At 37.8% G+C, this 24,285-nt stretch carries 24 protein-coding genes and 1 pseudogene; 12 read left to right on the top strand and 13 right to left on the bottom strand.

The window, feature by feature from the left end; translation table 11 throughout:
- Positions 1–14 precede the first annotated feature (14 nt).
- The 3 genes from LRP84_RS03580 to LRP84_RS03570 form a co-directional block, all read right to left on the bottom strand.
- Positions 15–626, bottom strand: coding sequence for an XTP/dITP diphosphatase (locus tag LRP84_RS03580; RefSeq protein ID WP_098305131.1), 612 nt, complete (start codon positions 624–626; stop codon positions 15–17).
- A 10-nt stretch (positions 627–636) separates the two neighbouring features.
- Positions 637–1,374, bottom strand: a complete 738-nt coding sequence (rph, locus tag LRP84_RS03575; protein ID WP_230573819.1) for a ribonuclease PH — start codon at positions 1,372–1,374, stop codon at positions 637–639.
- A gap of 125 nt (positions 1,375–1,499) precedes the next feature.
- On the bottom strand, positions 1,500–2,537 hold the full coding sequence (locus LRP84_RS03570) for a GerMN domain-containing protein (RefSeq protein WP_230573818.1): 1,038 nt from the start codon (positions 2,535–2,537) through the stop codon (positions 1,500–1,502).
- Between the two features lie 510 nt (positions 2,538–3,047).
- On the opposite strand from LRP84_RS03570, the gene nirB reads away from it, so the two are divergent.
- From nirB to LRP84_RS03545, 5 genes are read left to right on the top strand one after another with little or no spacing between them, the layout of a single operon-like run.
- Entirely contained in the window at positions 3,048–5,453 is a 2,406-nt protein-coding gene (gene nirB, locus LRP84_RS03565; RefSeq protein WP_230573817.1) for a nitrite reductase large subunit NirB, read from the top strand.
- Positions 5,454–5,465: 12 nt separating this feature from the next.
- The gene (gene nirD / locus LRP84_RS03560) at positions 5,466–5,783 is read left to right on the top strand and encodes a nitrite reductase small subunit NirD (protein WP_230573816.1); all 318 of its coding nucleotides are present in this window, start codon (positions 5,466–5,468) and stop codon (positions 5,781–5,783) included.
- A gap of 59 nt (positions 5,784–5,842) precedes the next feature.
- Positions 5,843–7,267 (top strand): uroporphyrin-III C-methyltransferase, encoded by a 1,425-nt coding sequence (locus tag LRP84_RS03555; protein ID WP_230573815.1) that lies wholly within the window; start codon positions 5,843–5,845, stop codon positions 7,265–7,267.
- Positions 7,264–7,995, top strand: a complete 732-nt coding sequence (locus LRP84_RS03550; protein ID WP_230573814.1) for a sirohydrochlorin chelatase — start codon at positions 7,264–7,266, stop codon at positions 7,993–7,995. The genes LRP84_RS03555 and LRP84_RS03550 overlap by 4 nt, the downstream gene beginning before the upstream one ends.
- Complete coding sequence (locus LRP84_RS03545) at positions 7,967–8,416, top strand: precorrin-2 dehydrogenase (RefSeq protein ID WP_230573813.1); 450 nt, start codon at positions 7,967–7,969, stop codon at positions 8,414–8,416. Before LRP84_RS03550 ends, LRP84_RS03545 begins: the two co-directional genes overlap by 29 nt.
- A gap of 258 nt (positions 8,417–8,674) precedes the next feature.
- Here the strand turns inward: LRP84_RS03545 and racE are convergent, their stop codons facing one another.
- Together racE and gerE are read right to left on the bottom strand one after the other, a co-directional pair.
- Positions 8,675–9,529 carry a glutamate racemase gene (racE, locus tag LRP84_RS03540; RefSeq protein WP_367890485.1) on the bottom strand — a complete coding sequence of 285 codons (855 nt, stop codon included), beginning with the start codon at positions 9,527–9,529 and terminating at the stop codon, positions 8,675–8,677.
- 137 nt (positions 9,530–9,666) lie between these two features.
- The gene (gerE, locus tag LRP84_RS03535; RefSeq protein WP_020060005.1) at positions 9,667–9,891 is read right to left on the bottom strand and encodes a spore germination transcription factor GerE; all 225 of its coding nucleotides are present in this window, start codon (positions 9,889–9,891) and stop codon (positions 9,667–9,669) included.
- 297 nt (positions 9,892–10,188) lie between these two features.
- On the opposite strand from gerE, the gene LRP84_RS03530 reads away from it, so the two are divergent.
- Complete coding sequence (locus LRP84_RS03530) at positions 10,189–12,012, top strand: APC family permease (RefSeq protein ID WP_230573812.1); 1,824 nt, start codon at positions 10,189–10,191, stop codon at positions 12,010–12,012.
- Between the two features lie 405 nt (positions 12,013–12,417).
- The gene (locus tag LRP84_RS03525) at positions 12,418–12,606 is read left to right on the top strand and encodes a PspC domain-containing protein (RefSeq protein ID WP_230573811.1); all 189 of its coding nucleotides are present in this window, start codon (positions 12,418–12,420) and stop codon (positions 12,604–12,606) included.
- A 58-nt stretch (positions 12,607–12,664) separates the two neighbouring features.
- Here LRP84_RS03525 and LRP84_RS03520 read toward each other — a convergent pair whose 3' ends face one another.
- Positions 12,665–14,116 carry an RNA-guided endonuclease InsQ/TnpB family protein gene (locus LRP84_RS03520; RefSeq protein ID WP_230573810.1) on the bottom strand — a complete coding sequence of 484 codons (1,452 nt, stop codon included), beginning with the start codon at positions 14,114–14,116 and terminating at the stop codon, positions 12,665–12,667.
- Positions 14,117–14,315: 199 nt separating this feature from the next.
- Entirely contained in the window at positions 14,316–14,891 is a 576-nt protein-coding gene (locus tag LRP84_RS03515) for a helix-turn-helix domain-containing protein (protein WP_230573809.1), read from the bottom strand.
- Between the two features lie 92 nt (positions 14,892–14,983).
- On the opposite strand from LRP84_RS03515, the gene LRP84_RS03510 reads away from it, so the two are divergent.
- Both LRP84_RS03510 and LRP84_RS03505 read left to right on the top strand, forming a co-directional pair.
- Positions 14,984–15,949, top strand: a complete 966-nt coding sequence (locus LRP84_RS03510; protein WP_230573808.1) for a DMT family transporter — start codon at positions 14,984–14,986, stop codon at positions 15,947–15,949.
- Between the two features lie 174 nt (positions 15,950–16,123).
- The gene (locus LRP84_RS03505) at positions 16,124–16,759 is read left to right on the top strand and encodes an NAD(P)-dependent oxidoreductase (protein ID WP_230573807.1); all 636 of its coding nucleotides are present in this window, start codon (positions 16,124–16,126) and stop codon (positions 16,757–16,759) included.
- Positions 16,760–16,890: 131 nt separating this feature from the next.
- On the opposite strand, the gene LRP84_RS03500 is transcribed toward LRP84_RS03505, so the two are convergent.
- Positions 16,891–17,322, bottom strand: coding sequence for an Rrf2 family transcriptional regulator (locus LRP84_RS03500; protein ID WP_098305153.1), 432 nt, complete (start codon positions 17,320–17,322; stop codon positions 16,891–16,893).
- 192 nt (positions 17,323–17,514) lie between these two features.
- Between LRP84_RS03500 and LRP84_RS03495 the strand changes: the two genes are divergently transcribed.
- Positions 17,515–18,330 (top strand): 5'-nucleotidase, lipoprotein e(P4) family, encoded by an 816-nt coding sequence (locus tag LRP84_RS03495; protein WP_230573806.1) that lies wholly within the window; start codon positions 17,515–17,517, stop codon positions 18,328–18,330.
- 23 nt (positions 18,331–18,353) lie between these two features.
- On the opposite strand, the pseudogene motB reads toward LRP84_RS03495, so the two are convergent.
- Positions 18,354–18,518: pseudogene (gene motB, locus LRP84_RS03490) on the bottom strand (flagellar motor protein MotB); the annotation flags it as partial.
- Positions 18,519–18,897: 379 nt separating this feature from the next.
- On the opposite strand from motB, the gene LRP84_RS03480 reads away from it, so the two are divergent.
- Entirely contained in the window at positions 18,898–19,680 is a 783-nt protein-coding gene (locus tag LRP84_RS03480) for a M15 family metallopeptidase (RefSeq protein WP_230573871.1), read from the top strand.
- Positions 19,681–19,697: 17 nt separating this feature from the next.
- Here the strand turns inward: LRP84_RS03480 and LRP84_RS03475 are convergent, their stop codons facing one another.
- The 4 genes from LRP84_RS03475 to LRP84_RS03460 all read right to left on the bottom strand — a co-directional run bounded on the left by LRP84_RS03475 (position 19,698) and on the right by LRP84_RS03460 (position 23,525).
- Positions 19,698–20,150 (bottom strand): acyl-CoA thioesterase, encoded by a 453-nt coding sequence (locus tag LRP84_RS03475; protein ID WP_230573805.1) that lies wholly within the window; start codon positions 20,148–20,150, stop codon positions 19,698–19,700.
- Positions 20,151–20,337: 187 nt separating this feature from the next.
- On the bottom strand, positions 20,338–21,099 hold the full coding sequence (gene sdhB, locus LRP84_RS03470; RefSeq protein WP_098305159.1) for a succinate dehydrogenase iron-sulfur subunit: 762 nt from the start codon (positions 21,097–21,099) through the stop codon (positions 20,338–20,340).
- Positions 21,092–22,885 (bottom strand): succinate dehydrogenase flavoprotein subunit, encoded by a 1,794-nt coding sequence (gene sdhA / locus LRP84_RS03465; RefSeq protein WP_230573804.1) that lies wholly within the window; start codon positions 22,883–22,885, stop codon positions 21,092–21,094. The genes sdhB and sdhA overlap by 8 nt, the downstream gene beginning before the upstream one ends.
- A 13-nt stretch (positions 22,886–22,898) precedes the next feature.
- Entirely contained in the window at positions 22,899–23,525 is a 627-nt protein-coding gene (locus LRP84_RS03460; RefSeq protein ID WP_230573803.1) for a succinate dehydrogenase cytochrome b558 subunit, read from the bottom strand.
- 346 nt (positions 23,526–23,871) lie between these two features.
- Here LRP84_RS03460 and LRP84_RS03455 point away from each other — a divergent pair, with 346 nt between their 5' ends.
- Complete coding sequence (locus tag LRP84_RS03455; protein ID WP_301287849.1) at positions 23,872–24,276, top strand: YslB family protein; 405 nt, start codon at positions 23,872–23,874, stop codon at positions 24,274–24,276.
- The last annotated feature ends 9 nt before the right edge of the window (positions 24,277–24,285 follow it).

The raw sequence follows: 24,285 nt of genomic DNA, 5'->3' as shown, positions 1-24,285 counted from the left end.
GTTTCGCTCCCTTATTATTCTTCTCCTAAAAACCATACTGGAATTTTTTCTTCTAATTTACGAAGAGCACGCCCGCGATGACTAATTTTATTTTTCTCATCGGATGACAATTCTGCCATTGCGCTTTTGTATTCTTCTACATAAAAGATTGGATCATAACCAAAGCCATTTTCCCCGCGCTGTTGTTCTAAAATCTTCCCTTCACACGTTCCGTTTACAATCAATGGTTTTTTATCTTCTTGTGGAAACGCAACGGCTAATGCGCAATAAAAACGTGCTGTCCGTTTCTCCATTGAAATATCCTTTAATTCTTCTAGAACCTTTTGAATGTTAGCTTGATCATCCTTTTCCTCTCCTGCATAACGAGCCGAGCGAACCCCTGGTTTCCCCTGCAGGGCATCTACAATTAAACCTGAATCATCCGCAATAACAATTTCATCTAGCTGTTTACACAGATGTTCCGCTTTTAAAATGGCATTCTCTTCAAACGTTTCACCAGTTTCTTCTACTTCTTCAATATGAGGAAAATCATAAAGTGATTTTACTTCTAAATCAAACTTTTCAAATAGCTCCGCAAATTCACGTACTTTCCCTGCATTCTTTGTCGCTACTACAACTTGTTTCATATTTTTACCTCTATTCCATATGAGTTACAATATCGCCTAACGCTTCTTTTTGCATTTCAATAAGCTGTAAAATTCCATGTTCCGCTGCATCAAGCAATTCATTCAATTCACCGCGGCTAAATGTCGCTTCTTCTCCTGTACCTTGCACTTCAACAAAATGCCCTTTTCCTGTCATAATGACATTCATATCGACATTCGCCTTAGAATCTTCTGCATAATTTAAATCTAACACAACACCATGCTCATCAACGATTCCAACAGACGTTGCTGCCAAGTAATCCTTCACTGGAATTTTTGATACTTTCCCTGCTGCTACAAGCTTCTCAAACGCTAATACCATCGCAACATAAGCACCGGTAATAGAAGCAGTTCTCGTTCCGCCGTCAGCTTGGATGACATCACAGTCAATCCAAACCGTCTTTTCACCGAGCGCTTCTAAATCAACAACAGCACGTAATGCTCGTCCTATTAAACGTTGAATTTCCATTGTGCGTCCCGTTACTTTCCCTTTACTCGATTCACGAATTGTACGCTGCTCTGTTGCACGAGGAATCATGGAATACTCAGCTGTAACCCATCCTTTTCCTTCGCCTCTCATAAACGGAGGAACCCTTTCTTCAATCGTTGCTGTACAAATAACTTTCGTATCACCAACTTCAATTAGTACTGATCCTTCTGGATGTTTTAAATAATTCGTATGAATATGTATACGGCGTAGCTCTGATGCTTGTCTACCATCTACTCGCATAAAAATAACCCCCTTGTAACTGCTACATGTTAGTATAGCCCATTTAAAAATTATGTTATGTATGACAATAAAAGAAGGGGGATTCCCCTTCTTTTCATAAATTAAGTATATCAAATTATTTCTGTTTAAAAACTACCTGTGTTCACGTTTTGTGGACGAGCGACTGGTTTTATTAATTTATCGCCTTTTTCTGTAACAAGATTCGCTTTTCCATTCACTTGAATTAACACATTTTCTACTCCTTGTTTTTCCGTTAAAGTCAATACAAGAGACTGGAGTACATAGTCAGAAATCATACTTTTACCTTTATTCCCATAAATATTTTCATTAAAGTTTAGCGTCACCGTTCCTTTTTCAAGTTTCGGCTCATTGATTAGCTTCACATCTGGATTAAAGTCGTATGTTAACGCTGATTGGTGCGCTGGTCCTTTTACAAGTTCATTTACAATTGTCGCGACTTCATTTTCTTTTCCTTCTGCAACGCGGCGCGTTACTGGTACATAATAATTTTGTTTATTATTTTGTGCTAAGAAATACAGCGTAACTGGCTTTGTGTTTGTAATATCAGCAACTTGCTCATCATCAAAGTTAATGCCATTCGCTCGGCTTAAACCATCACCAATTGGTATACCGCCAACAGGCATCTTCGCTAAATCTTGCCCATTCATACGAAACTTCACATTCTTCACTTCTTTAAACTGCGTTAATGTCCAAGTAACTGCTTCTACAATGCGGCGTTCTTCTTCTTTTTTATAATTTTTCAGTTCTTTAGAAAAATCAACAACTGCTGTCCCGTTTTTCACATCAACTGTCATTTCAGTATCTGCGGGAAGTACAGCTTGAAATCCATTTGGCAATAAATTTGTTACTGGTCCATCTTTCACTAAATATTGTAATGATTGCTTAATGACCGCATTATTTTTCGGAGCAGGTAACTGCACCGTTTGCGGCACAACATAACCATTTTTATCTACGAGATATAAATCTTGTTTTACCGTTTCCCCTTGCTTCGCTGTTTCTTTCTTCTCACCGTCTGTATAGGTAACTTTCTTAGGCGGATCAATTTGCTCTGTTCCTTTTTCCTTACCAAACAAACCGCATCCTGCTAATAAAACTGTACTTAATGTAGCAAAAACAAGCCATTTGAAAGTCGATTTAGGCATACGCTTTCCTCCTAAAAATCTAAGTTTGTACTACATGTATACGAGCCCGACCCTCACTTTAGAACAAGCGATGACAACTTATCTCTTCTAAAAAATACCTGCACAAAGTTTTATATCATGATCAAAAACTTACTCCTTACCTCTATTGGAATATTTTCAGTCTCTTTACTAACGTCTCCGTATTATTATTTCGCGATAAAGTGAAACTTCCATCAGTGGGGGTTTTATCCCCCACTGATGGTTAGTTGAACCAATCGGGCTTTTACGGGCAGTTCCCCCACCTATCTTCTTTGCTTCTCTCTGAATCTTGAAGTGGGGTCTTACTACCTACGACTAGCAAGATAAAATTATTAAATGTAAAAGGAGATTTCTGCAAATTACATACAAATTTGAACAATTTATGAATCCTCCAAAGTTGTGATAAATATCACATCTCCTTATTTTCTAAAACTTTTATAATACAAGTATAAAAGTTTGTTAAACATTTCACATATAAGAAGGGACATGAATATGAAAACACGTTTAGTCATGATTGGGAATGGTATGGCTGGAATACGCTGCATCGAAGAAATTTTAAAACAAAACAATACGTTATACGACATTACCATTTTTGGAGATGAACCGCACCCGAACTACAATCGTATTATGCTCTCCCACGTCCTACAAGGAAAAACAAATATGCAAGATATCATTATGAACGAATACAGTTGGTACGAAGAAAATGATATTACGTTGTATACAAATGAAAAAGTACTTCATATTGATCGGGAAGAACAAGTCATTGTTACAGAAAAGAATCGTCTTATTATGTACGACAAGCTCATTATCGCAACAGGCTCCAGTGCTTTTATCTTACCTGTGGAAGGTTCAAATCTCCCTGGTGTAACAGGATTTCGCACAATCGAAGATACACAATTTATGATGGATACGGCTAAGCAATATAAAAAAGCAGTTGTCATTGGCGGTGGATTACTTGGTTTAGAAGCCGCACGAGGGCTTATTGACTTAGGGATGGACGTGCATGTTGTTCATTTAATGCCACACTTAATGGAGCAACAACTCGATGCTAAGGCAGCTTCATTACTGCGTGAAGACTTAGAATCACAAGGTATGAAGTTCCTTATGGAAAAGAAAACGGTAAAAATTCTTGGTACAGACCACGTTGAGGGCATTCAATTTGCAGATGGCGATATTGTAAATTGTGATTTAATCGTCATGGCGGTTGGTATACGGCCAAATACACAGTTAGCAAAAGACGCTGGTTTACTTGTGAACCGCGGCATTGTAGTCAATGACTATATGCAAACAAATGATCAATCAATCTATGCGATCGGTGAATGTGCAGAACATAAAGGAATTGCCTATGGTCTTGTTGCACCACTCTATGAGCAAGGTGCTGTATTAGCAAAACAGATTACAAATACACAAACAGATGGATATACAGGCAGCTTCGTTGGTACACAACTGAAAGTTGCGGGATGCGATTTATTCTCTGCAGGTCAAATTTATGAAGATGATGTCACGAAAGCAATCTCCATATTTGACGAATGTACACGTTCCTATAAAAAAGTACTAATCCGCGACAATAAGGTCGTTGGTGTTGTTTTATATGGTGATACAGCTGACGGCACACGCCTCTTCAGCATGTTAAAAAAAGAAGAAGATATACAAGAATATACACCAGCTTCTCTTCTTCACAAAGCTGGTGAAGATAGCGGACTTGATATTGCAAGTATGAGTGCTGATGAAACTGTTTGCGGGTGCAACGGTGTCACAAAAGGAGCCATTGTTCACGCTATTTTAGAACAAGACTTAACGACATTTGAAGAAGTAAAAGGATGTACAAAAGCTGCAGGATCCTGCGGGAAATGTCGCCCAGTTGTTGAACAAATATTATCTCATACACTTGGAGATAGTTTTGATGCTTCTGCTCAGGCTGCAGGTATGTGCGGGTGTACAACATTATCTCGCGATGAAGTTGTAGCAGCAATTCATGAGAAAGGTCTAAAATCACCGAAAGAAGTGCGAAATGTCCTTGAATTCGCGCACGAAGAAGGCTGTTCAAAATGCCGCCCTGCATTAAATTACTATTTACGCATGGCCTGCCCGGAAGAGTATGCCGATGATAAAGCATCCCGCTTCGTTAACGAAAGAATGAATGGAAATATTCAACATGACGGGACATTTTCTGTTATTCCACGCATGTACGGCGGCGTTACAACAGCAGAGGATTTAATGAAAATTGCAGAAGTCGCGAAGAAATACGACGTTCCACTCGTGAAAATAACAGGTGCAAGCCGTATCGGTTTATATGGTGTTAAAAAAGAAGATTTACCAAAAGTGTGGGCCGACCTTGGCATGAACTCTGGCTATGCCTACTCAAAATCCCTTCGCAATGTAAAATCATGCGTCGGATCTCGCTTCTGTCGCTTCGGTACAAAAGATTCATTAGGACTCGGCATGTTACTTGAACAGTCATTAGAAATGGTGGACACACCACATAAAATGAAAATGGGTGTAACAGGTTGCCCACGTAACTGTGCAGAAGCATTAACGAAAGACTTCGGCGTCGTTTGTGTTGAAAATGGCTTCCAACTTTACATCGGTGGTAATGGCGGTACGGAAGTACGTGAAGCTGATTTTGTAATGATTGTCCCTTCGGAGGAAGATGTACTTCGCATTGCCATAGCTTACGTACAACACTATCGTGAAACTGGTATTTACGGTGAACGTACAGCTCCTTGGGTAGAACGGATGGGCTTACATCACATAAAAGAAGTGCTGCAAGATGAAAGTATGGTCGCTATGCTAAATGAACGTTTTCAAAAAGCACGTAGCACATATGAAGAAGCTTGGGGACAAGCGCTAGAAACTCAATCATTAAAAACGATGTATGAAGTAGAGATTGTAAAGTAAGGAGCGATTCATATGTTACAAACGAAAGAAAAAATAAAAATTATGCGTGCTATAGATCTTCCCGTACAAATCGGTAAGGAAGTGCGAATAAAGGACATGTCTATTGCCTTATTTCGCCTTGCAAACGGCAACATTCGTGCTGTAGAAAATCGGTGCCCTCATAAAAATGGACCTTTAGCGGAAGGAATTGTTTCCGGTGAATTTGTCTTTTGTCCGCTGCACGATTGGAAAATTTCATTACTAACAGGTGAAGTACAAAAACCCGATGATGGTTGTATTCAAACGTATGAAGTACAAGTTATTGATGGTGATATTTATATATACATGTAACTTACACAAGGAAGCCTCTTCTTGGCTTCCTTTCAAGTAAAAATAGATGAGGTGTAGAGATGAACGGATACGTATATTTAGTCGGTGCAGGACCTGGTGATGAAGGGCTTATTACAAAAAAAGCGATAGAATGTTTACAAAAAGCAGATATTGTTTTATATGACCGCTTATTAAATCAAAATTTACTTCGCTATACAAAGCCAACATGTGAACTTGTCTATTGCGGAAAAATGCCAACAAATCATATTATGCGCCAAGAAATGATTAACGCTCATTTACTTCAATGTGCCAAAGAAGGTAAGACCGTTGTCCGTTTAAAAGGCGGAGACCCCTCTATCTTTGGCCGCGTCGGTGAAGAAGCAACCGCTTTAGCAGCAGAAAACATTCCATATGAGATTGTACCAGGTATTACATCTAGCATTGCCGCTAGTGCGTATGCCGGCATCCCTCTCACCCATCGTGACTATAGTAATAGCGTGACATTACTAACTGGTCATACAAAGGGACCGATTCAGGATCATGTAAACTACAATTCACTCTTAAATAGTGATACTGTTGCCTTTTACATGGGCATCAAAAATTTACCAATCATTTGTGAAAACTTATTACAAACAGGAAAGAAAAAAGATACACCAGTAGCAGTCATTGAATGGGGTACAACAGGAAGACAGCGAGTCGTTACAGGTACTCTATCCACAATTGTTGATAGCATCAAAAAGGAACATATTTCAAATCCTTCAATGACAATTGTTGGGGATGTCGTATCCTTGCGAAAGCAAATTGCTTGGAAAGAACATAAGCCATTACACGGAAAAAAAATTTTGCTTGCCTCTTCATCAAATAAAACAAGTAAAGCAGAGCAAAAATTACAAGAAGCCGGAGCAGAAACATATCAAATTCCAACTTTCAAAAAACAAGAATACACATTAACACATGAACAGCTCCGTGAAATATTTGACGCTGAACGTCTTGTTTTTTGTTCAGCCGAAAGCGTAGCAATTTTGTTGCAATCATGTGCACAGCATCGTAAAGATATTCGTTCCTTGCAGGGGGAACTGCAGTATATGAATAACGGCGCTCAAGAGGCACTCATGCAATATGGACTCTTCAGTGAACCAGCAAAACTTTCTACAGAATCAACTGTATATTTAGGGCGAAACATCAATCGAATTGCCGTTATTCAAGAAAAAATTGGCCCCGGTTCTTATATAATGACACATGAATATAAAATAGATCATCGTTTTGATGAAATTCATACACGTATGCTCTCTGAATTTACATGGGATAGCATTGTATTTGAAGGGCGTGCCGCAATTGATACATTTATAGCAGAGGTCAAACGCCTTGGTTTCATCGATATTTTCAATTTACCATTCTCGTATACAGATGAACTCACTTTGCAGTATGCAAATAAAGTCGGATTACAGAACATTGATTATGAATTACAAGCTATTTTTAATGAGAAAGAAGTGGCGGCACAATGAAAGGGATTGTTTATATTGGGCACGGTAGCCGATTACAAGAAGGAAATGAACAATTCATTCACTTTGTCCAGTCCGTTATAAAGAAGCGGAGTGAAAATATCCAAAAAATTGGCTTTCTTGAACTCATAACACCAAATGTCCAGGATGCGATTACAGAAGCGATTCTAGACGGAGCAACTGAAGTTTTACTTGTCCCTGTTCTATTATTTGCAGCTGCTCATTATAAACGTGACATTCCTTTTGAAATTGAGCAAATACAAAAGCGCTATCCGCATATTACATTTTCAGTTGTACCACCTTTTAGTACACACCCGCTCATGATTGAACTTGTAATCAAAAGAATACATGAAGCGATGCCCACACAAGGTAGCGAAATTCTACTCGTCGGTCGAGGCAGTAGTGATTCTCAGCCTATACATGAATTGCAGCAACTCGGAGCAGCAGTTGAGCGAAAAATTGGCATGCCCGTTTCCTGCTCTTTTTTAACAAAAGGAGCACCTTCTTTTACCGAAGAACTCAATGGTATAGCATCATCAGCTCAACATGTATATGTCATGCCATACCTTCTCTTTACTGGATTACTACTTCGGAAAATTGAGCGCCATGCACACACATATACGAACGTTACAACATGTAACTGTCTTCAATTTGATCCCTATATGAAGTCCGCATTATTAGAACGAATGGAGGAATATGTAGATGTGCAACCTATATCCTCTTATATTTAATCTACAAGGAAAAACCGTTGTCATCATCGGCGGTGGCAAAATTGCATGCCGAAAAGCGGTTGGATTAAAAGATACAGGAGCCATTGTCACTGTTGTGAGCCCAGACATTTGCGAAGAAATGAAGAAGCTCTCCTATATTACATGGAAGCAAAAAGCATTTACAGAGGAAGATATAAAAGATGCTCATCTCATTTATGCTGCAACAAATCATCACGATGTAAATATGATGGTCAAGCAAGCAGCGCATGATTTTCAGTGGGTTAATATCGTAAGTGATGTCACGCAATCATCTTTTCACACGCCCGCAATTATTCGAAATAACGAGTATATTGTAAGTATATCTACTTCAGGTAAAGATCCAGCATTTGCAAAACAAATCAAACAAAAACTAACAGCTGTACTTTCACAACTTATAAAGTGAAACTTCCATAAGTGGGGGTTTTCTTCATCCCCCACTTATGGTTAGTTGAACCAATTGGGCTCTTATGAGCAGTAACTTTCATTCACCCTTGAACTACACTACAGTCCAAATAATGATTTCCCCCTCAAAGCGGCTACTATTCAGGGTACAATTCAGTAAAATCAAAGACCATTCTTTTGATTTTCAGATACACACTGAATAAGAATGGCCTTTATATATATATATTTTCTTAACTTGATAGCTACAGAGACAGCCTCTTTATAAAACAATATGCTTCACATTTTCAATTGGTTGCCCAAACCATTTGGAAGCAATTTCTTTAAACACATCAATTTCTCCTGTTGTTAAAAAAAGGTGATCACTTTGCTCTTCTCTATCATGCAGCATCTTACTATGATATAAAATGGTGCTCACTTCACGAGCTGTTTCATCACCTGAACTAATCAATTGCACAGAATCGCCCATGACCCGTTTAATAACCGGCCCCAAAATCGGATAATGCGTACATCCTAAAATCAGCGTATCGATTTCAGTTTGCTTCAGTGGTTGCAGCGTTTCTCTCACCACTTCATACGCCATTTCACTCTCAAAATTCCCGCTTTCTACAAGCTCAACGAACGGTGGGCAAGCTAAACTCTCTACAAATACGCGGTTGTTAATCGATTTTAGCGCCTCTTCGTACGCACCACTTTTCACTGTTCCAATCGTGCCTATTACACCAACATGGTACGTATTTGTCATTTTAAGTGCAGTGCGCGCACCGGGGTGGATTACCCCTACCACTGGGATAGACAATTTCTTTTGCATTTCTTCAAGTACAACTGCTGCTGCAGTATTACAAGCAATGACAAGCATTTTAATATCCTGCGCCAATAAATACTCTGTCATTTCCCATGTGAATTGTCTTACTTCTTCACGCGATCGCGGACCGTACGGGCAACGTGCTGTATCTCCTAAATATATAATTCGCTCTTTCGGTAATTGCCGAATTAACTCTTTCGCTACTGTTAATCCACCAACACCTGAATCAATTACACCAATCGCTCTATTCAAAACAATCGCCCCGTTTTCTCTTTCATAATCTAAGCGTACATTCCAAAATTGTGCACTCATCATCAGTACAACATACATAGACTAATAGAAGGTTTACTTTATGTACATGTTAGACCTTTTTATTCTCCTCCTTTTTCTAGTAATTTGCAAGATACAAAAATAACCGGCTTTTCCTTATATAAAAGCCGGCTTCATCCCTATAATTCAAGCTCTCCCATACGAAGGAGCTCAACAACCGCTTGTGAACGTCCCTTAACCCCTAGCTTTTGCATTGCATTTGAGATATGGTTACGTACGGTTTTTTCACTAATAAAAAGTTCACTTGCAATTTCTTTTGTTGTTTTATCTTGAACAAGTAACTCAAACACTTCTCTTTCTCTTTTTGTGAGCAACGGTTTGGATTGATATTCTTTTTCCTTCAATTGGTATAACCCTCCTTGCTTAAGCCAGAGCTGTATATGTGTAAGTTGGGTGTTTATTTAGTCATGATATTGTATGAATAGAGGCAAGTGGTGGTGAATAAAAACAAAGAGAAATTCCATATATTAATTATAAAAAAGTTGTTTGGATTTCATTTTTGTTTTTCTCTGTTCTACACAATGTTTCATTAAATAAAAATTACCCACTTATTACCTCTTTCCTTACTAAATATTTAGCTACAAGACGCTCATACTACATAGTATCTGTCCCTGGAAATTCTACATATTGGTGGTGTAAATATGTTTTCAACAGTCAAAAGATTTTTAATTGGGCGACCTTTAAAATCAACAGCATTAGGAGAGCAGAAGTTAAATAAATTAAAAGCGCTGGCTATCCTGTCTTCTGATGCGCTTTCCTCTGTTGCGTATGGAACAGAACAAATATTAATTGTTCTTGCAACAATTGGAGCAGTTGCATTTTGGTACTCCATTCCTATCGCTGTCGGTGTTTTAGTTCTATTGGCAGCACTTATTTTATCATACCGACAGATTATCTATTCTTACCCACACGGGGGCGGAGCTTATGTAGTTTCTAAAACAAATCTAGGCGTAAATGCAGGCCTCATCGCCGGTGGGTCATTGTTGGTAGATTATATCCTTACCGTAGCAGTAAGTGTATCAGCAGGAACGGATGCCATTACATCTGCGTTTCCGACTTTACATCGGTACACCATTCCCATCGCTGTTATACTCGTTATTCTTATTACAATTCTCAACCTTAGAGGAGTAACGGAATCTGCCTCTGTATTAGCTTATCCTGTCTATCTCTTTGTGCTAGCGCTCGTTATTTTAATTATTGTTGGGGTATTTAAAATTACATCTGGACAAGCACCGGCCACTTTGCACATACCTATTGGTACGGCAGTACCTGGAATTACATTATTCTTCTTATTAAAGGCATTCTCATCCGGGTGTTCTGCATTAACAGGTGTTGAAGCAATTTCCAACGCCATTCCAAACTTTAAAGAACCAGCTGCTAAAAATGCTGCCAATACATTAGTCATGATGGGAGCAATTCTTGCCGTTTTATTCACTGGCATTACCTTTTTAGCATATTGGTACGGCATTGCTCCTAAACATGCTGAAACTGTTGTTTCTCAAATCGCTTCCAATGTATTTGGAAGAAACTTTGTTTACTACTTTATTCAAGGAGCAACTGCTCTTATTTTAGTGTTAGCTGCCAATACCGGATTCTCAGCATTTCCGTTATTAGCTTACAACTTAGCGTCAGATAAATATATGCCTCGCATGTATTTGATGCGTGGTGATCGCTTAGGGTATTCAAACGGTATTATCACACTCAGTTTTGCTTCCATTATTTTAATTGTTACGTTTCAAGGGAAAACCGAACATTTAATTCCATTGTACGCAGTGGGTGTATTTCTCCCTTTCACCTTGTCACAAACAGGTATGATTATAAAATGGATTCGGGAAAAACCAGAAGGGTGGTTACCAAAATTACTCACTAACTTATTAGGAGCACTTATTTCCTTAACCGTACTGCTCATTTTCTTTGTTACAAAATTTATGCAAGTTTGGGCTATTTTTATATTTTTACCCATTATTGTGTTTATCTTCCATCGCATTTATAAACATTATGACGCAGTAGGTGAACAACTACGTATAAACCCTAATGAATCACCTCAAAAAATCGAGGGAAACGTCGTCATCGTACCTATTGCTGGAATTACAAAGGTAGTGGAACAATCGCTCAATTACGCTGAATCTATTGGAGATACTGTTATCGCTGTTTACGTGGCCTTCGACAAAGAAAGCGAGATTAAAATGCAGGAGAAATGGAAGGCGTGGAAACCCAACATTCGTCTTGTTACAATAGTTTCTTCTTATCGAAGCTTGATGAGACCCATAAAAAAATTAGTAACTACAATTCAAGATAAAGCACAAGAGGAACATTATGCAGTTACCGTTCTCATTCCGCAATTTATTACGAAAAAAAATTGGCATAACTTTTTGCATAACCAATCGAGTGTTTTACTAAGGATATATCTTTTGTATAAAAAGAATGTTATTGTTTCAACTGTCCCGTATCGATTTAAGAAATAAAGATGCTTTATCCTTATAGAAGGCCAAAAGCAATGATTAAAAATAGATCATTGCTTTTGGTTTATTATTTATGTTTATATTTCCCATGCAAACACACGAAATAATAAAAAACAGTAATCATATAAAGTGAAACTTCCATCAGTGGGGGTTTTTCATCCTCCACTGATGGTTAGTTGAACCAATCGAGATTTTACAGGCAGTTATCCCCCACTTATCTTCTTCCCTTCTCTCAATCTTGAGGTAGGGGGGCTTACTGCCCGTTAATGCGAGATAAAACTGTAATCTTTCCCCAAAAAACGTAATATAATTCGATAGTTCCTATATTTCTTTTCATATAGGATAAAAACATAGATATTCACTACTACATAGGAAAATGTTGAATCGCGAAAAGGGGAGGATTTCATCATGGATAAAAAATTATGTAAATCTTCAACAGATAAAGTGTTTATCGGTGTTTGTGGTGGCTTAGGGGAATACTTCGGTGTGGACACAAATATGATCCGTATTCTTTGGCTGATTGCAATTTTATTTTTCGGAACAGGCTTTTTAGCTTATTTTATTCTTATGTTAATTATGCCACAATCTTATGAATGAAAACTCCCGCCACTTATCTCCTTAGGATCTTGAAGTGGGGGTTTCTCGTGTATCACCTTCAAAAGATGCTTAACACGAGTGGAGTTGACACAGCTGCCTGATGGCACAACCCCTCTATTCCATCGACAAACGCCTTTGGAACTGCTTTTTTTAAGATGTTATAGGAACCATTCACATCTGCGTTTAATAATTTGTTTTCTTTCGTTCGATACAAGCCACGCGTGATTCGTTTACCACTAAATACAGGAATGTCTTCTTCACCAAATGTTGGGATATCATCATTGTCTAAAAAGGATGCTTTACTTGTATACGATTCTTCCGCAACTTGTATCGTAATTCCCTGCCGATCCGCCTTGTACTTGATCATTCCAATGAGTAGATTATGTGGGATATGGCAAAAGGATTGATTCTGTCGTTTTCCCATATCACTGTTTTGTTTCCATGATGTATTTTTCCCAATCACAATCATAGAAATCTCATATTGAACAGCGAAATGAACAATGTGGTAACTGATTTTGTGAAAGAAATCTTTTATTTTGAGAAACCGTTTCTCATGAAGCCTCTCTAAACGCTTTGATGTATGTGGTCCTTCTTTTGGTTCTTTTCCATGACGAAGAATCCCCAGTAAATGAGCCTTTTGTTTGTTGTAGTATTGATTGATGCTTTTGATCACATTGCCCTTTACTAACACAGGAGTAGCCCCTGTATTCGTTATGATAGTTGCAATGTTATTGATTCCTAAATCAATACTCATGTAGCGATGGTTGTCTACATACTCAGATGCTGGCTCAGATTTTTCTGTCACAATTTCTACTTTAAACTTTCCGTAAGTAGGAGAAACACGTACCTCTTTGAGATTGCCAATCCACCCAAACAATTTACCAACATTTAACTTTATACTTGTTTTTGGAAAACGAATGTACTTCTCTTGAAGTTTACATACTTGATTGGTGAATACAACTTCTGTCATAGAAGATTTGATATACTTTGGAATGCGAGGTCTGCCAGTAAAAGTGGAAGGATGTTTTTGGTATGCCTTGATGGAAGCGAAGAATGATTTCCAGTTTTGATAGAGTTTTTTCATGATCGCTTGATTCGTTTGCGCTGGCAAATTTATATAATCTTGTTGTTTCATTGCTTTAAACAAGCAATCTAAGAAATGATACGATAGGAATGATTTTTCTTTTGTCGGGAATGTAAACAAGTTACATTTTATATCTTTCTGTTCTTTAGCAGGTTTTTCTTTTTGTTTTTGTACACGTTTTTGATACGCATGAAGTTGATTTTCATTCATGATTTCAATATGCGCTTGTAATGTACGAAGCACTTCTTGTTGAAGGGGCTGTAATGGTTGATCCGTACGTAAGGCCGTATACACTTGGCGAATATAGAAGTTTGTTGTATTGTAGAGATTTTTTGCGTTTTGACACATTTCTAGGAAGTAAGAGTATAACTTATGACCTTTCTTAATCCAAACTTGATAGGTTGCATATTCTTTTTCTTTTGTCATGATTTTCACCTCCCTCTCTTCTCACCTTCATGATACTACAAAACAGCAAAAAAGAACATACATTCGTATCGATACCAAAAATTTTTTACGAATGCTGGGGCAATTCATTCCCACCTTAAACCGGGCTATGCCCTGCGTGTTTTGAAGGTGGGGTTTTCTTGCCCATTTTCCGATAAGCCATCGGTGCCTTTTTATTATTTTACGATGAATATTTCATTGTTAAATGTAAAACTGCCACTTCATTTCCCTTATTTTCATAGCTATGCTTTCGATTTGCTTCAAATTGAATAGAATCAAATTCGTTTAATTTATATACTTCTTGTTCAACTTGAATGGAAACTTTCCCTTTCATTACTGTTACAAATTCAATGGCTCCTTCATGATGAGGATCTGTTTCATATATGCTATTCGGCTGCAAACAGGCACGATGCATTTCCACCCCTGTTTCTTTTGCATAGCGAAATATAGTCTCTAATCGCCACGTTGGATTTTCTTCCTCTACAGTAAACCCTTCTCCACAGCGTGAAACATTTATTGTATCTCCTACAACCATAAGCCGTGACAACGGAATGGATAATCCCTTTGTAATCTTCCAAATCACGCCTAATGTAGGGTTTGTTTCCCCCCTTTCAATTTTTCCTAATGTTAATTTACTAACACCAGTTTTTTTCGCTAATTCTTCTAAACTTAATTTTTGTTCATTTCGTATTTGTCTCAACAACTGACCAACTTGCTGAATAACTTCTTTCGTCTGTATATCTTCTTGTTCTCGCATATGTATATTCACACCACCTAATAAAATATAGTTTACTTTTTCGTTAATAAAGTATAGTATAGTATGCATTCTTATAAAAAGGAGCGAACGTAATGCGCGCTATTTTATTAGGCATTTTGTCATCTGCCTTTTTTTCCGCTACATTTATTATAAACCGGACTATGAACGTATCGGGCACAAGCTGGGCTTGGACCGCTTCTTTCCGATTTTTATTTGCTTTACCTATTTTATTCTTTATCGTCTTATTTCGCAAAAACCTTCGTTCATTATGGACAGAAATGCGAAGACACCCTTTGGCATGGATTAGTTTCGGCACATTAGCCGGCGTTGGATTTTATTCCTTATTAAGCTTCGCCGCTGTATTTAGTCCTGCATGGCTCGTTGCAGGTACATGGCAAATAACAGTCCTAGCTGGCTTATTATTGTCTCCGCTATTTTTTATTACAGTTGAAACGAAATCAGGAACAAAACGAGTTCGCGGTAAAATCCCAATACGAAGCTTGCTCATTTCCTTATTTATTTTAGTAGGTGTCATTTGCATGCAAGCAACAGAAGCTGGGCATATTACTGTTTCTCAATTTTTATCCGGTTTCCTACCTGTAGTTATCGCTGCATTCTTATATCCTTTCGGTAACAGAAAAATGATGGAGGTTGTCGAGGGACGCTTAGATACATTTCAACGTGTGTTAGGTATGGCAATCGGCAGTCTTCCCGTCAGTATTATATTGGCAATTTACGGATGGTCTACAACTGGCATACCAACATCTGGACAAATCATGCAAGGTTTCTTATTGGCACTATGTTCTGGCGTTATTGCCACAATGACATTCTTCTTTGCTACTGACCTTGCAAAAAACAATTTTGCCTTGTTAGGAGCGGTAGAGGCGACACAAGCAGGAACAATGATATTTACTGTTCTCGGTGAAATTCTATTTTTAAACGGTTCTTGGCCTGTTGGATTATCTTTAATTGGGATGATCATTATCATACTTGGAATGATAGCAAACAGCATTTTAAACCGCTCTGTCCCTGTTACAAAACAAAAGAAAACAGCATAATTTTCTTTTCTGCAAGTTGCTTTTACTCCATATAAAAAGCAACTTGTTTTTTATGTTGACAAAGAATTAAGGTTGTAACTATAATGGTTACATGAAGTTGTAACCAAACGTATTACAACTAAATTGAAAGTAAATACATTTTTATATAAAACAAAGTAGAAAAGGAGAATGATTATGAAACTTGCAGTAGTAGGCGCAACTGGTAATATCGGAAAACAAATTATTGAAGAAGCTTTAACACGTGGACACGAGGTAACAGCGATTGTTCGCGATGCATCTCGCGTAGAAACAGCACATGAAAATTTACATGTTGTAACAGGTGATATTTTCAATGCAGACAGTATTGCAAAAGAAGCAGTAAATCATGATGTTTTAATTAGTGCATTTGGTCCTAAACATGGTGAGGATGAGAAACTTGTAGAAGCAACACACTCTTTATTACAAGCAGCAAAACAAGCTGGCGTTTCTCGTCTTGTAGCAGTTGGGGGTGCAGGTAGCTTAGAAGTAGCACCTGGTTTACAAGTTGTTGATACACCAGACTTCCCAGCAGAGTGGAAACCAATCGCATTAGCACACCGCGATGCATTACAGGTGTATAAACAATCCGATTTCAACTGGACGAATTTAAGTCCTGCTGCGATGATTGAACCTGGTGAGCGTACAGGCAAATATGTCACAGGAACAGATCAACTATTAACAGACGAAAACGGTGAGAGCCGAATTACAATTCCAAACTACGCTGTTGCTTTATTAGACGAAGTAGAAAACCCACAATTTTCTCGTCAACGTTTTACAGTACGTAACGCCTAATAAAGTGAAACTTCCAGCAGTTATCCTCCTCTCTTCTTTTCTTCTCTCTGAATCTTGAGAGGACCTTACTGGCCCACGAATAGTGGGATAAAAAAGAACCTAGCCTTCCATCAATACAAGGCTAGGTTCTTTTATTGTTGTATCTTCTCTTCTAAATTTGTAACGAGCTGTTTTACCTTTACATTTGCAAGGACATTTTCCATCGCGTCTTGCGCTTGCAACAATATAATTTCTAACACAGTTTGAATATTAGCTCCAACTGGGCATTCCACATTTGGATTATCGTGAAAAGAAAATAAATGCCCTTCTTCTACAACTTCAACCGCTTTATATACATCAAGTAACGTAACTTCATTTAAATCACGAGCTAAGGAAGTACCACCTTTTCCAGCTTGTACATCAACTAATCCCGCTTTTTTTAACATTCCTGTAATTCGGCGAATAACGACTGGGTTTGTATTGACACTGCCAGCAATCCATTCAGATGTACATCGAGATTTTTTATCGACTTCTAGCAATGTTAACATATGAACAGCTACTGTAAAACGACTACTAATCCCCACTTGTATCCCCCTCCTTTATGTTCATTCTCTCTCATCTATTTAAAAATAACGTATCCTTTATTATATACTATTTTCCTTCATCATATAAAGTAAAAAACATTATACATACTATGTATAGACTCATAATTGTAACAGAAAAATATATTTGAAGTCCCTTGAATATATTCCACATACACACCTAGGAGGATACATATGCAAAACAAACGAAAGTTTGCAACTCTACTATCTGTTGTATTATTATCAACATCCTTGACAACTTACGAGGTTACAGCAAAAGAAGCAACAGTCAAATTAACAGATCAACAAATAATGGCTAATTTATGGTATCAAACAGCTGGTGAAGCAAAAGCATTATACCATCAAGGCTACAACATCGGCACACTTAAGCTAGATGCTGCTCTTGCAAAAGGGACAAGCAAGAAACCAGCTGTTGTACTAGACTTAGACGAAACCGTTTTAGATAATAGTCCATACCAAGCAATGACAATAAAAACAGGAAAAGGCTATCCTTATAAATGGGATGAATGGGTTAATCAAGCAGATGCAGCAGCTCTTCCTGGTGCACTTGATTTCTTAAAATATGCAGAATCAAAAGGTGTGGACATTTACTACATTTCAAATCGTAAAACAAACCAACTCGATGCAACCGTTAAAAATTTAGAACGCATTGGTGCCCCGCAAGCAAAGACAGAGCACATTTTACTACAAGAACCGAAAGAAGAAGGAAAAGAAAAGCGTAGAGAACTCGTTTCAACAACGCATGATATCGTCTTATTATTTGGTGACAATTTATCAGATTTCAGTGGATTTGATGCAAAATCCGTACAAGATCGTAATAAAGCAGTAGAAGAAACGAAAGATCAATTTGGCGAGAAATTCATTATTTTCCCAAATCCAATGTACGGCGATTGGGAAGGCGCTTTATATAACTATGACTTAAAAAAATCAGATGCAGAAAAAGATAAAATTCGCAGGGACAACTTAAAATTATTCGAAGTAAAAGAATAAAGGACGGCACTACGCCACCCTTTATTTTTTATAAGAGGTAAAATAAATATTTCTACTCGTCTATTTTTCGCTCTTCCTTCCGGTGTATCATTCGGTGCGACAGGACGATATTCTCCGTAGCCAATTGCACTAAATTTTTCCGGAAGTAATTGTTTATTTTGGAGCAATACTTTCATAAAATTAACAGCGCATTAAGTGCAGCTCCTTTCAAAACCATTCCTACTACAACAGCAATTATCGCAAGGATAATTCCAATGATTGATGCCAAATCCATTATTGTTCCCTCCTAGATTGTTCGATACAATAACAAGCTACATATCACAAGATAATCGTTACATCGTCCTATGAATATATATTACATAAAAAGAAAAATTATGAAAGATTGTAAATATGTTAATTTTAAAAAAACATAAAAAACGACTATTTTTTACAAATTTTTTTCAATTTCGTTACATCGGAACTCCTTTATTTCTTTTCATATACGATAGACTTATAATATAAAAAGATAATAAAGTACTAGTATTTTAGAAAGGAATAAACTGGTTGAAAATTATGAAAAAAACAACTATAAAAAGAACAATTTTAATTTCAATTATGATGCTCATTGTTATTTCTTTAATAAATTTTGGTTCCAAAGCTTTTACAGGAAATATACATAATCAAGCAGAAGCAGTTGAAACAAATAAGCAGGCTAAACATCCAAAAGAGGAGATTCCTCCATTTCCAAAAGCAAGTGCAACAGCTAAAAAAACCGATGAACAATACGCACTTGTAAATAACACTGATTCATTACTCGTTTTAGTAAACAAACATCGCAAACTCCCAGATTCCTACACACCACGCGATTTAACAAAACCAAATGTTCCATTTCTCAGTCTGGAAGATAAAGAAAAAACATTACTTCGTAAACCGGCAGCGGATGCCCTAGAAGAAATGTTTAAAGCTGCAAAACAGCAAGGGATTGAACTTACTGCAGTATCTGGATTTCGCTCTTACAAACGACAAGAGTCATTGCATAATACATATGTAAATCGTCAAGGAAAAAAGGCTGCTGATGCATTAAGCGCCATTCCAGGGACAAGCGAACATCAAACTGGACTTGCCATGGATATTAGCTCTAAATCAGCAAAATTTCAATTGGAGCCGATATTTGGAGAAACACCTGAAGGAAAGTGGGTAGCAGAGCATGCTCACGAATTCGGATTTGTCATTCGCTATCCAGAAGATAAAACAGACATTACAGGATATGATTATGAACCGTGGCATCTTCGTTTTGTCGGCAATCCGCAGGCTACATATTTATACGAGCATCATCTGACATTAGAAGAAGCAATGGGAGACAAAAAATAAGAGGGCGACGCGCCCTCTTATTTTTTGTCTAATAACCGTTGTTTCCATTCCGCTGGCCAAGGTACTCCTTTTCCTGTTTTTTTAGAAGCTTGCACCAGTGCCCCTCGCCCCATCAAACAAATCTCTCCCGCTTCGTTCCTTACCATATAATGCAAATCCAAAGAAGAATTTCCGACGTTCTCAGCTTTTACATACACTTTCAAGTTCTCATCAAAGAACACTTGCTTCAAAAAATTACATTGTAAGTCCGCCACTACAATCATTGTTTCCGATGCTTCATGTACCCACTCTTGCATAAAGCCAAGCTCTTTAAAAAACTCAATACGAGCTTCTTCAAAATAAGTAAACGCAACACCGTTATTCATATGTCCAAACATATCTGTTTCACGAAAACGAACCTTTATAGGGATGTAGAATGAAAATGTACTTTCCCATTGCTCAAAGTGTTCAATATAATGAATCTTCTTCACAACTATTCATCTCCTTTAAAATTTCTCTCATTTTATATTATTTGATTTTTCTGAATTAAAAACCTATAAAATTACGATCTATTAAAGTAAGAATAAGTATACTCAGATGTAAACATATAATTAAGTAACTTAAATAAGAATGATATAAATATTGCCTCTTCAAACTGAAGAGGCAATATAGATTAGATTAATAGTTATTGTCACTACCAAAGAAGTCTTTAAATGATTGAATCGTTGTATCACGGTTTAAAGCCGCAATCGATGTCGTTAATGGAATTCCTTTTGGACAAGATTGTACGCAGTTTTGTGAGTTACCGCAGTTTGCAAGTCCTCCATCACCCATGATTGCACGTAAACGGTCCGCTTTATGCATTTCACCTGTTGGATGTGCATTAAATAAACGTGCTTGTGAAAGCGGTGCCGGACCGATAAAGTCAGATTTGCTATTTACGTTTGGACATGATTCTAAACATACACCACAAGTCATACATTTTGATAATTCATATGCCCACTGACGCTTTTTCTCTGGCATTCTTGGACCTGGACCTAAGTCATACGTACCATCAATCGGAATCCATGCTTTAACGCGCTTTAACGCATTAAACATACGGCTGCGATCCACTTGCAGGTCGCGAACAACCGGGAATGTTTTCATCGGTTTTAAGCGAATTGGTTGTTCAAGTTGATCAATAAGTGCTGTACATGATTGACGTGGTTTTCCGTTGATCACCATAGAACATGCTCCGCACACTTCTTCTAAACAGTTCATATCCCAAGCAATAGGTGTTGTATGATTCCCTTTTGCATCAACAGGGTTACGGCGAATTTCCATTAATGCCGAAATGATATTCATATTTGGGCGATATGGAATTTCAAATTCTTGATCATACTCCTGTGAGTTCGGACCATCTTGTCTTGTAATAATAAGGCGGATTGTTTTCTCAGACATGCTGTTTATCCCCCTTCTCTTCTCCCTTAGCAGCTACTTCATGTTTTGAAGAATAATCACGCTTACGTGGTTCGATTAATGAAATATCAACGTCTGCGTAATGGAATGCTGGTGCATTTCCTGCTCCCTCAAACTTCGCCATTGTTGTTTTTAAGAAGTTCTCATCATCACGATCTGGGAATTCTGGTTTATAATGTGCACCGCGACTTTCATTACGGTTATATGCACCAATTGTAATAACACGAGCTAATTCAAACATATTTGCCAGTTGACGTGTAAACGAAGCACCTTGGTTACTCCATTTCGCTGTATCGTTAATGTTAATGCGTTTATAACGCTCCATTAACTCTTGGATTTTCGCATCTGTTTCTAATAATTTTTTATTTTCACGAACTACTGTTACGTTATCTGTCATCCATTCTCCAAGCTCTTTATGAAGAACATAGGCATTTTCATTACCATCTAACGTTAAAATATTGTTAAATTTTTCCGTTTCGATTAATTCATTTTGCTCATATAAAGCAGATGAAACAGCATCTGATGATTTTGAAAGACCTTTCATATATTCAATTGCATTTGGTCCCGCTACCATACCGCCGTAAATCGCTGATAATAATGAGTTAGCACCTAGTCGGTTACCACCGTGCATAGAGTAATCACACTCACCTGCTGCAAATAATCCTGGAATATTTGTCATTTGTTTATAATCAACCCATAGACCGCCCATTGAATAGTGAACAGCAGGGAAGATTTTCATCGGTACTTTACGTGGATCATCACCCATGAATTTTTCATAGATTTCAATAATACCACCTAGTTTAATATCAAGCTCTTTCGGATCTTTATGAGAAAGATCAAGATATACCATGTTTTCACCATTAATACCAAGCTTTTGCTCAACGCACACATCAAAAATTTCACGCGTTGCAATATCACGAGGTACAAGGTTTCCGTATGCTGGATATTTCTCTTCAAGGAAATACCATGGTTTACCGTCTTTATATGTCCAAACGCGGCCACCTTCACCACGTGCAGATTCACTCATTAGACGTAATTTATCATCACCCGGAATTGCTGTTGGGTGAATTTGAATAAACTCACCATTTGCATAATATGCACCTTGCTGATACACAGCAGATGCTGCTGTACCTGTATTAATAATGGAGTTAGTAGATTTTCCAAATATGATACCAGGGCCCCCTGTTGCCATAATTACAGCATCTGCTGGAAAACTTTTAATCTCCATAGATTGTAAGTCTTGCGCTACGATTCCGCGGCATACGCCTTCGTCATCCACAACAGCGCGTAAGAAATCCCAACCCTCATATTTCGTAACAAGACCTGCTACTTCATGACGGCGCACTTGCTCATCTAATGCATATAATAATTGTTGTCCTGTTGTCGCACCAGCAAATGCTGTGCGGTGATGCTGTGTTCCACCAAAGCGACGGAAATCTAGTAAACCTTCTTCCGTACGGTTAAACATAACACCCATGCGATCCATTAAATGAATAATACCAGGCGCTGCATCGCACATCGCTTTTACAGGAGGTTGGTTCGCTAAGAAGTCCCCTCCATAAATTGTATCGTCAAAGTGGATCCACGGAGAATCCCCTTCACCTTTTGTATTTACAGCACCGTTAATGCCGCCTTGTGCACATACAGAGTGAGAACGTTTCACCGGTACTAAAGAGAATAGTTCTACATTCACGCCTGCTTCCGCTGCTTTAATCGTTGCCATTAAGCCGGCTAATCCACCGCCAACTACAATAAGTTTCCCTTTCATGCTCTCCCACTCCTTACATGTTTGCTAGATTCGGATTAATGAACGCAAGTAATGCGCTCACCCCTACGTAAGATAACGCTAAGAAAATTGCTAATGTTACATACGTAGAAATACGCTGCGAACGTGGTGATACCGTGATACCCCAGCTAATACAGAATGTCCATAATCCATTTGCAAAGTGGAAAATAGCCGATACAACCCCTACTAAATAGAAACCAAACATAAACGGATTGCTTAAAATATTTGCCATCATATCATAGTCTACCGTTTGTCCCATTGCAGCTTGAAGGCGCGTTTGCCAAACGTGCCAAGCTAAGAAAATTAGCGTAAACACTCCTGTGAATCGTTGCAGAGCGAACATCCAGTTACGGAAATAGCTATAAGATGTTGTATTGTTCGTTGCTGTAAAAGCGATATATAAACCGTACACAGCATGATACAACAACGGCAAGAAAATCACGAAGATTTCCAATGCATACCGAAATGGAAGCATTTCCATAAAATGAGCAGCGCTATTGAAAGCCTCTGCCCCTTGTGTTGCAAAGTGGTTTACTACTAAGTGTTGTGTCACAAAGACACCAATTGGAATGACACCCATTAATGAATGCCACTTGCGAAACGTATACTCGCGGCCTTTCATGTCCCCATTACCCCCTCGAATGTTTGACTACTGTTTGTCACGTTACTTTATAACAATAGCATTTTTCCACTATTGCTATAAGAAAAACTGAAAAAATTATTCGCAATATTTCAGCATAATTTGATACCAAGTTCATTTTACTCCTATTTTTGTCGAAGCGTCAAGAAAACGTATACATAATCTGTATATAATTTTTATATTCTTTTTTCATTCTCTAATTCAGATTTTTTGCCAAGAAATAGCTGGGTTTATATATATAAAATGGTATATAATATTGGCAGTATAGAAAGTGGGGAATATTGTGAGTACAAAAAAAATCGAGAGCGAATCTTTACAAAATATTTCAATGAGTGCTTTTGCCTACGAATTGCTGCGTGAAGAATTACTCCCAGACTTAATAGGGAAAGAATTAGATGCTATTCTATATTGGGCTGGCAGAAACTTAGCACGAAAATATCCTTTAGAAACAATTGATGAAGTGATTCAATTTTTCGTAAAAGCTGGATGGGGTGACTTAACCATCATTGAACATAAACGCCGTGAAATGGAATTTAAACTAACAGGTGCTCTTATTAAGGAACGCCAACAACAAAATAGACACTCTTCTTACCAATTAGAAGCTGGGTTTATTGCAGAGCAAATTCAAAAACAGCGTGGTGTAGTTGCTGAATCCTACGAAGAACAAAAGAAGCGTTCTGACTCTATTATGTTTCTCGTAAAATGGGATGTAAAAGATCCTGTCGAAGTGTAATGCTTATTT

This window comes from Bacillus rhizoplanae (assembly GCF_917563915.1).
In the GTDB taxonomy this organism is placed as follows: Bacteria; Bacillota; Bacilli; order Bacillales; family Bacillaceae_G; genus Bacillus_A; species Bacillus_A rhizoplanae.
This window is presented reverse-complemented; position numbering and strand designations above follow the sequence as displayed.

Bases quoted from the DNA above. Each gene is read 5' to 3' on its own strand.
- LRP84_RS03580 (WP_098305131.1), bottom strand. From the start codon at position 626: ATGAAACAAGTTGTAGTAGCGACAAAGAATGCAGGGAAAGTACGTGAA.
- rph (WP_230573819.1), bottom strand. From the start codon at position 1,374: ATGCGAGTAGATGGTAGACAAGCATCAGAGCTACGCCGTATACATATT.
- LRP84_RS03570 (WP_230573818.1), bottom strand. From the start codon at position 2,537: ATGCCTAAATCGACTTTCAAATGGCTTGTTTTTGCTACATTAAGTACA.
- nirB (WP_230573817.1), top strand. From the start codon at position 3,048: ATGAAAACACGTTTAGTCATGATTGGGAATGGTATGGCTGGAATACGC.
- nirD (WP_230573816.1), top strand. From the start codon at position 5,466: ATGTTACAAACGAAAGAAAAAATAAAAATTATGCGTGCTATAGATCTT.
- LRP84_RS03555 (WP_230573815.1), top strand. From the start codon at position 5,843: ATGAACGGATACGTATATTTAGTCGGTGCAGGACCTGGTGATGAAGGG.
- LRP84_RS03550 (WP_230573814.1), top strand. From the start codon at position 7,264: ATGAAAGGGATTGTTTATATTGGGCACGGTAGCCGATTACAAGAAGGA.
- LRP84_RS03545 (WP_230573813.1), top strand. From the start codon at position 7,967: ATGTGCAACCTATATCCTCTTATATTTAATCTACAAGGAAAAACCGTT.
- racE (WP_367890485.1), bottom strand. From the start codon at position 9,529: ATGAGTGCACAATTTTGGAATGTACGCTTAGATTATGAAAGAGAAAAC.
- LRP84_RS03530 (WP_230573812.1), top strand. From the start codon at position 10,189: ATGTTTTCAACAGTCAAAAGATTTTTAATTGGGCGACCTTTAAAATCA.
- LRP84_RS03525 (WP_230573811.1), top strand. From the start codon at position 12,418: ATGGATAAAAAATTATGTAAATCTTCAACAGATAAAGTGTTTATCGGT.
- LRP84_RS03520 (WP_230573810.1), bottom strand. From the start codon at position 14,116: ATGACAAAAGAAAAAGAATATGCAACCTATCAAGTTTGGATTAAGAAA.
- LRP84_RS03515 (WP_230573809.1), bottom strand. From the start codon at position 14,891: ATGCGAGAACAAGAAGATATACAGACGAAAGAAGTTATTCAGCAAGTT.
- LRP84_RS03510 (WP_230573808.1), top strand. From the start codon at position 14,984: ATGCGCGCTATTTTATTAGGCATTTTGTCATCTGCCTTTTTTTCCGCT.
- LRP84_RS03505 (WP_230573807.1), top strand. From the start codon at position 16,124: ATGAAACTTGCAGTAGTAGGCGCAACTGGTAATATCGGAAAACAAATT.
- LRP84_RS03495 (WP_230573806.1), top strand. From the start codon at position 17,515: ATGCAAAACAAACGAAAGTTTGCAACTCTACTATCTGTTGTATTATTA.
- sdhB (WP_098305159.1), bottom strand. From the start codon at position 21,099: ATGTCTGAGAAAACAATCCGCCTTATTATTACAAGACAAGATGGTCCG.
- sdhA (WP_230573804.1), bottom strand. From the start codon at position 22,885: ATGAAAGGGAAACTTATTGTAGTTGGCGGTGGATTAGCCGGCTTAATG.
- LRP84_RS03460 (WP_230573803.1), bottom strand. From the start codon at position 23,525: ATGAAAGGCCGCGAGTATACGTTTCGCAAGTGGCATTCATTAATGGGT.
- LRP84_RS03455 (WP_301287849.1), top strand. From the start codon at position 23,872: ATGAGTGCTTTTGCCTACGAATTGCTGCGTGAAGAATTACTCCCAGAC.